Genomic DNA, 8,269 nt, shown 5'->3' with positions numbered 1-8,269 from the left:
TCCCTGCTCTGATGCTGCCTATGGGCGTACTTTTCACACGTATCCCAAAGATGACTTGAGGCTATTCACTAAAACACCTAGAGACTCCGATACCTGGAATCACATTTACAAAAGGCGTACTTCTGTTGAACGGTTTAATAAGCGCGAAATCGTTGCTTATCACTTAGAATCCGGTAGACATCGCTCTACTAAAATGCATTCTATTCGCCTTTATGGCATTATGATGTGTCAACACATCGATGCTTGGCATTCCCACTTGAAGAAGAGCTTTAATCTCAATGAACTTATCTTCGCCTAATTCTTATCTTTTTGAAAGTAGAATAGGTCTTTTTGTCGTGCGCATTTTTTTATAAGAATACATTTTATAACTTGATAGACAGATATCTCGACTGATTTCCAGTTAATTTATCCCTTTTCTTTTGGAAATCTAGTTTTTATTCCGAGAGGCTATTTTAATTCGTCAAAGATATTGACAATAGCTTCAAATTCCGAATAGGATAAAGTGCTAATCGCCATTTGAACAACCGCCTTTTTACGAGCACCTTCTTCATGTTCATCACTTTTAGCACGTATAATTTCAAGCCCAATGATAGTCGCCGCATATTCTGCAAGTATCAAATCTTCTTCCAAATAACTTTCTTCTCTTCTCGCTATGATAAACGTTCCCAATCTTTGCGCGTTTCCAATAATTGGAACGATCGTTACAAATTTAGAAAAACTATTTATATCATCTTTAAAAATACCCACAAGTTGATCTTCCGTGACATTAAACATGGATTCGTTGATTTTCATCAGCGCCTCATGATCCGCTGGGCTGAAAAATTTTTCTCCAATATCCGAGTCTATTACCGCACTGTCCTCATCATCAAAAAGACTCACGCCTAATATTTTGCCTTTTTTGCTTACTACATAAACATTTGAATCCAGTATATTCATCATTGTGTGACAAAGATCTTGAAAAGATAAATGTGATGCGCCTGATGTCTGCAAAATGCCATTGAGTCGCCTCATTTTGTTTAAAATATTACTGTTAAGCATTTTTTCCTCCTTAATTTTCTTCTTTATAATCGCAATTTGCGTTATGACATTTTATAAAATCTTGCTTTTTTGATTTTTTATGGACGAGAATATCACCACATTTAGGACATTTTTTGTCTACAGGTTGATCCCAAGAAACAAAATGACAATTAGGAAATTCAGAACAGCCATAAAAAGTTTTTAATTTCTTGGTTTTTCTTTCTATTATATCGCCGGTCTCACATTCAGGACATTTTATCCCGATGAGTTTTAATATCGGTTTTGTATTATTACATTCGGGATAATTAGAACAAGCTAAAAACTTGCCATATCTCCCATGTCTTATGAGCATCATGTTGCCACATTTGTCGCATGGAATATCTGTTTCTTCTGTCAAATCCACCTTTTCGATTGCTTCATCTGCATTTTTCAAAAGTGAATCGAAATCACCATAGAAGTCCTTAATAACTTGCTTCCACTCTTCTTGTCCTTCTTCAACACCATCGAAACGCTGCTCCATATTCGCTGTGAAGGTCACATCTACAATGGTAGAAAAATATTCGCCCATGATTTCATCAATAATAAAGCCCAATTCTGTAGGTTTCAAATTTTTCTTTTCTTTTTCCACATAACCTCTACTCAAGATGGTTGATATCGTAGGCGCGTAAGTACTCGGTCTTCCAATACCTTTTTCTTCCATTTCTTTAACAAGAGAAGCTTCTGTAAATCTTGCAGAGGGCTGTGTAAAATGTTGCGTTTTATCAAACGATTTCACGTTGAGTGTTTCACGAACACTTAACTCTGGTAATAATTTGTCATTTTGTTTGCTAAAGGTGTATACTTTTAAAAACCCTTCAAACAGAAGTTTGCTTCCAGTCGTCTTAAAAATGTATGCCCCAACATTAGCTTCAATTGAAAGCCCTTCAAATTCAGCACTTGCCATTTGAGCTGCAACAAATCGAGACCAGATCAGATCATATAATCTATATTGATCCTTTGAAAGAGAAAGTTCTATTTCTTCAGGAGACAATTCCACATAAGTGGGTCTAATGGCCTCATGCGCATCTTGAGCTGATTTTGAAACTTTTGTTTTCTTGTCTTCACTGCCTAGATAAGCCTCACCAAACGCATCTGAAATATAAGCTCTGCAACTCTCTTTTGCAACCTCAGATATTCTGACGCTATCCGTACGCATATAGGTTATTAAACCAATTGTGCCCTTACCTTTAATGCTGATCCCCTCATAGAGTTGCTGAGCGAGCATCATCGTCTTCTTTGTTGTAAATCCAAATCTATTAGACGCTTCTTGTTGAAGTGAACTTGTGATAAAAGGCGCCGCTGGATGTCTATACTTTTTCTTTGTTTCTACAGATTGAATCACACAAGGCTGCGCCTTCATGGATTCAATAATTTGGTCCACTTGATTTTCAGTTTCCAGTTCAATCTTTCCAGACGCATCGCCGTGAAAATCAAGAATAATCAGATCTTTATTCGCTTTCGTCGTATGGAGTTCTATTTTCCAAAATTCTTTTGGAATAAATGCTAAAATTTCTCGTTCTCTGTCACAAATTAATTTTGTAGCAACAGATTGTACTCTGCCAGCACTTAAGCCTTTTTTAACTTTTCTCCAGAGTATTGGACTGATAGAATAGCCCACGAGTCGATCTAATACACGTCTTGCTTGTTGAGCATCCACGAGTTTAACATCCACTGTTCTTGGATTTTTTACAGCACTTTTAACAGCGTCCTTTGTTATTTCATGAAAAGTGACTCTACATGCCTCTTCTTCAGGAATTCCCAAGATATACGCAAGATGCCAAGCAATTGCTTCGCCTTCTCTATCGGGGTCAGTTGCAAGATAAACTCTATCCGCTTTTTTCGCTGCTGTTTTAAGAGATTTAATGAGATCTCCTTTACCTCTAATATTGATGTATTTCGGATCAAAATTATCTTCGATGTCTACTCCCATTTTGCTCTTTGGCAAGTCACGAACATGACCAATAGAAGCAACGACCTTAAAATTCTTTCCCAAGAACTTTTCAATGGTTTTTGCTTTAGCAGGGGATTCAACTATTACTAAATTATAGGACATATATCAACACTCCAAATTGTATTTATAGTATGGTTCTAAACTGTACTTAATAAATTTATATATATTTACCTATCTTGTCAAGTCTTTTCTACTTAATTTGTATCTCATCTATGCTTACATATTCGCAACATTCTGCTAAAATTAATTCCATAACGGCGCTATTGACTGTGCCCATATCTAGCTTTAAAAGATGCTGTAGTTCGCCAATTTTCAATGTTTCTCGATCTACTAATAATTCATAAATGCGTCTGCAATTTTCTGATAATTCGCACTTTTCTAAATTTGTAAACTTTTTTTCTGTTTGCCAGTTCATACTGGTCAAAATATCTTCAAATTTTAATAAGGGCACCGCGCCATCATAAATCAACTGATTTGTACCGGCTGCATTTCTGTGATCGATATTGCCTGGAACTGCAAACAAGAAGCGCCCTTGATCTAGTCCATATCTTGCCGTAATTAAGGAACCACTTTTTTCAGAAGCTTCCACAATAATCACCACATCTGCCAGACCACTTATCAACCTATTTCTCATGGGAAAATGATGTTTCATAGGCATTTCATCCAGCCTATTTTCAGAAATGATAAGCCCACCAGTATCCATGATTTGATTATAGATATTTTTATGCCTCGCAGGATAGGGCCTATTGACACCCGATGCCAATACTGCAGTTGTCTTCCCACCCACACTGAGAACGCCTTCGTGAACAATACCGTCTATCCCGAGCGCCATCCCGCTGATCACATTGATCTCTCTTTCACCAAGGAAGCGTCCTAATGCGTACGCCACTTTTTTCCCATAAACAGAGGGGGTTCTCGTCCCCACCACCGCCACTGTCTTTGTCTCGTTGAGTAAATTCCGATCTCCTTTACAAAATAAGAGTTCAGATAAGGGTTCAAACATTCTAAATCGATTTGGATAACACCAATCGTGTGGCGTTACATAAGTTGTGTCCATCTGGTTCATCTTTCTGTAAAACTGATTTACTTGTGCTTTCATAATCGTATAATCATTGCCCACAGGCAGTCTAATGACGTTATCAATACCAAAGTAAGCTCGATTTTGATCCACAAAATTCCAGTTGATATTTTGGATTTCTTTAAAATAAGATTTTAACGCCCTCTTTGTCGCTTTATTAAATGTAATATAATGGTTTAAACACATATAATTGAATAAATATTGATCCATCTTAACTCCTTTTATAATGATCTTTTTAATCTTTCAGAATCTTGATACATAAGCGCCTCGTGCAAATGTTTAAGTTCAATGAGCTCTGAAGTTTCTAAATCGGCTATGGTCCTCCCTATTTTTAGCAATTTATCATATTGTCTCATGGAAATCTTGCCCGTTTTATAGTATTGAATCAGTTTACGCTGAGCCTCCTCCGATAGATTGCAGTATTGTTCAATTTCCTTTTTAGTCAGCAATGCATTAGGCTTAAACTGATTTCTATCTTCTTGAAATTTAAATGCTTTTTCTATTTCTGCTTTCAACACTTTTGATGATTTCCTGATCTTTGAGTCAATAGAAACACGATCTAGATATAAATGCATGTCAAATCGATCGAGTATTGGACCCGATAACTTGCCCAGATATCGTTTTATATCGTATATATTGCACTGACACTGTTGATTGCTCGATAAGTGAAAACCGCACTGACAAGGATTCATTGTCGCTACCAGCATAAAAGTGGCCGGAAACTCTGCAAATTTTTGATTTCTCGATATTTGAATCTTGCCATTTGTCATGGGTTCTCTCAACGCCTCTATGACTTCTTTTCTAAATTCTGGAAGTTCATCTAAGATCAAGATCCCATGATGCGCTTTTGAAACCTCTCCAGGTTCCAATTTGCTCCCACCACCCACTAAAGCCGGGCGTGTTATAGAGTGATGCGGCGACCTAACGGGTCTGAGCTTTTTTAATTCAAAAGTTTTGGCTTCATCTGACAGGCTATAAATTTTAGTCAATTCAATCTGTTGAATTAAATTGAGTTTAGGCAGAATGGTCATTATACGTTCTGCTATAAGTGTCTTGCCACATCCCGGAGGCCCAACCATCAACACATTAAAAAAACCAGCCGCGGCTATTTGAACTGCCCTTAGCGCCATTTCTTGCCCGACGACATCTTCAAAGTCAATGCCGTAATGTACCTCATCTAGGGTTTGTTTCTTAAGCACTGTTTTTTCTTTAAGACAACCTGATTGAATATCTTGATAGAGTGTTTTCAAGTGCGCATAGGGATATAGCGCCACCCCTTCAATATGCCTTGCTTCTTCATAGTTCTCTGTAGGACAAACGATTCTGTGATAACCACTTTGTTTTAGACCTTCAATTAGGCTTAAAGTCCCTTTTACTGGTTTCAGATACCCTTCAAGAGATAATTCACCTAAAAAAGCGTAATTTTCTATTTCTAATGCTTCATGTGCCACTAAAATTCCCATCGCAATCGCTAAATCTAAATGAGCACCTTCTTTTTTTATATTCGCTGGAGACATATTTTGAGTTATGCGATCATTCGGAAATTTAAAACCACTGTTTTTAATGGCGGATCTTACACGTTCTTTTGATTCTCGAATGACTTGATTGGGAAGCCCCACTATATTGTATTGTGGTAGGCCTCTACTGATAAAAGTCTCAATTTCAATTGGAATGCCCTCAATACCAAACAGCACACTCGTCATTATCTTACTTACCATGCTTTTCCTCCCTTTTTAATCACCGCATCTCATTATACCTTATAATATCTTATTTTACATCTTTTTCCTTTAAAATGCAAAAAAATAACGCAAATTTGCGTTTCAATTCCGGTAGAATCCTATATTTTATAAACGGCCTGCTTTATTCAAATATATTTTCCAGCCATTCGATATCAAGTCTGCCATTCATATCGTAAATGCCTATAAAACTTACTTTATAGTCTAAGTAAACACTTTGAGAAGTTATGTAGTGAAGTACAGATTTTTTGAGATGACTTATTTTTTGGCGCGTTAAAGCCTCCCTCGCACTTCCATAATTCAAATTGCGTCTGTATTTGACTTCAACGAAGTAAAAAACGGCTTCTTTTTTTGCGATAATATCAATTTCACCATATGGGGTATAATAGTTTTGAGTGATCATCTCAAACTGATGCTCCAAGAGCCATTTTATTGCAATTGCTTCCCCCTTATTCCCTACAAGCCTTTTATTCATTAACTAGGCCCCCTATTATTGCCCTATTATTTTTTAGAATGATCTACAGTGCTTATAAACACTAAAACTTCTGCAACAACTTCGTACATTTCATACGGAATTTGGTCCCCAATCTCCAATTGATAAAGTTGCCTTGTCAATTGCGCATCTTCATAAATCGGAATATCACTTTCTTTTGCTTTAGAAATGATATTATCTGCAATCAACCCCAGTCCTTTTGCAATCATTTGTGGTGCAGCATCCTTTTCAGGATTAAATTTTAACGCCGTTGCCATTTTATTGGTCATCTTTTATTCCTTTCATCATATGCTCATACTTTAATATCAATGGAACCTTGTTTTGGCGTTTCAAAAATAGAGGGTTCTTCTGCCTGCTGAATTGAAAACTTTAAGGTTATGGATTTCTCCGATAATTGCTGTTCCAATGATTTTGATTTACTTTCAAACACCGTTTTGATTTCATCATTTGCCAGTTTAAAGTTGAGTATAAAATGTTCTTTTCTTTTTTCAATCACACATTTTACTTCTTGATAATTTTTGGTTTTTAAAGCCACTAAGATTGTAAATTCGTCTTTGTCATCACTTGCCTTTTTTCTTCTATAATATATATCGACTGGGCGCTCGTAATCTTCCAATTTAAAGGGCACCTGCATATAAAACAGAGGTTCATTGAGTTGTTTCGTCATCTGACTTGCATCTTTGATAAACAAGACTTCTTTATCAATTTTTTCTTTAGCTTCTGCATTTTCAGAAATGCTTTTAAGAAAATTTGCAACTTTATTCAATTTTTCGACTTCATTTATATCTTCTTGCAAAATAGCCTGTAAACTCAAAAGTTCGTTTTCGCTTAGCTTTGAATTTTCAATGCGCTTTAAAAGTTCAAAAAAACTATTGCCAACACTTTTTTCTGTGAATTTCAACTGATTCATAACAAACAGATTCGTAAGATTAAATTCCAAATTATGCTTTGTGAAAGCGGCGTTTTCTTCCAAATCAAAAAGATCGACCAGTTTGTTCGCCACTTCACTAAAGGTCTCTACAGGTTTATCTCCAAGCACGTTGACGAGGTCTTTCATAAGTGCTTTCACTATAACTTCCTGCGCCTTAGAAGCATCGACACCTTGAGTTTCTTTTGGAACTTGAGCTTCTTTTGGAACCTGATTTTCTTGGCGCGTTTGAATTGCTTCATTGCTCATATTTTGCAGCGCACTATTCGACGGCGTTTTATCTGTTAAGGCGCTCGATACAGGCAACGTTGATACACGCTCCTGATCTGTTACTTGATCCGTCAAATTAATTTGCGTTCCAAGACTTACTTCACGAGGCGTAAGTTCTAAAGTGCTTTTATGAGCGTTCTGCTCTGGGATAAGGCTTTTCTGATCAGAGCTCAAGATCGGCATTTCGTTGTTTGTAGAGCCTACAATGGGCTTCTCATTCATCGATATCGTGTTTTCAAATTTAATGAAGTTGAGCACATTTTCCTTTAACGTTTTGCCAACGTCAATTAATGCCGCTTTATCAGGCGACATTTGAAGATCATTTGTAAATGCAGTTGCAGCAGTTAAATTCTGCTTCATTGTGTTGAAATTTTCTTTTGTTAAAGGTACATCAAATTTTATCATTGCTTCAGCAATTTCGCGATTCACTGAGTCCGATAAAACCCCAAATTTTTCCAGAGCTTGTCCTGATAAATCTTCCTGCACAAGCGTGTTCATTGGCACTGCAGTCAAAGTCCCTTCATTAGAACCCGTAATCAATAATTGTACTTTTTGATTGGTCTCAAAAGTCGCCGAAGAATCGTTGATGAGATTTAACAGTTGTCCGTTTTGTAAAAGTGTTATTCTATTCCCATTTATTGCTGAAACAACGCCTTCAAGCGTTTTTCCAATAAGAACTTTACCCTGTTCAGACCTTGTAGATTCTACAGATTTTGAGTTTTGGATCACTTGATTTTGAGTTATTCTCATAATCGAC

The 8,269-nt window shown here is 36.6% G+C and carries 7 protein-coding genes and 1 pseudogene; 1 reads left to right on the top strand and 7 read right to left on the bottom strand.

Translation table 11 applies throughout. The features are described from left to right. Window positions 1–298, top strand: a pseudogene (locus F3D3_RS23455) (hypothetical protein); the annotation flags it as partial. 149 nt (window positions 299–447) lie between these two features. Here the strand turns inward: F3D3_RS23455 and F3D3_RS16620 are convergent. The 7 genes from F3D3_RS16620 to F3D3_RS16590 form a co-directional block, all read right to left on the bottom strand. Continuing rightward, window positions 448–1,038 carry a hypothetical protein gene (locus tag F3D3_RS16620; protein ID WP_069875575.1) on the bottom strand — a complete coding sequence of 197 codons (591 nt, stop codon included), beginning with the start codon at window positions 1,036–1,038 and terminating at the stop codon, window positions 448–450. Window positions 1,039–1,048: 10 nt separating this feature from the next. Beyond that, window positions 1,049–3,109 (bottom strand): type I DNA topoisomerase, encoded by a 2,061-nt coding sequence (gene topA, locus F3D3_RS16615; protein ID WP_069875574.1) that lies wholly within the window; start codon window positions 3,107–3,109, stop codon window positions 1,049–1,051. 88 nt (window positions 3,110–3,197) lie between these two features. Then, on the bottom strand, window positions 3,198–4,295 hold the full coding sequence (dprA, locus tag F3D3_RS16610; protein WP_069875573.1) for a DNA-processing protein DprA: 1,098 nt from the start codon (window positions 4,293–4,295) through the stop codon (window positions 3,198–3,200). Window positions 4,296–4,306: 11 nt separating this feature from the next. Next, window positions 4,307–5,803: a YifB family Mg chelatase-like AAA ATPase gene (locus F3D3_RS16605; protein ID WP_069875572.1), complete on the bottom strand. Its 1,497-nt coding sequence runs from the start codon at window positions 5,801–5,803 to the stop codon at window positions 4,307–4,309. 142 nt (window positions 5,804–5,945) lie between these two features. Continuing rightward, a complete protein-coding gene (locus F3D3_RS16600; protein ID WP_069875571.1) occupies window positions 5,946–6,296 on the bottom strand; it encodes a YraN family protein in 351 nt (116 codons plus the stop codon). Window positions 6,297–6,322: 26 nt separating this feature from the next. Then, on the bottom strand, window positions 6,323–6,583 hold the full coding sequence (locus tag F3D3_RS16595; RefSeq protein WP_069875570.1) for an EscU/YscU/HrcU family type III secretion system export apparatus switch protein: 261 nt from the start codon (window positions 6,581–6,583) through the stop codon (window positions 6,323–6,325). Window positions 6,584–6,606: 23 nt separating this feature from the next. After that, a complete protein-coding gene (locus F3D3_RS16590; protein ID WP_069875569.1) occupies window positions 6,607–8,262 on the bottom strand; it encodes a hypothetical protein in 1,656 nt (551 codons plus the stop codon). Window positions 8,263–8,269 lie beyond the last annotated feature (7 nt).

Source organism: Fusibacter sp. 3D3 (genome assembly GCF_001748365.1).
Classification (GTDB): domain Bacteria; phylum Bacillota; class Clostridia; order Peptostreptococcales; family Acidaminobacteraceae; genus Fusibacter_A.
This window is presented reverse-complemented; position numbering and strand designations above follow the sequence as displayed.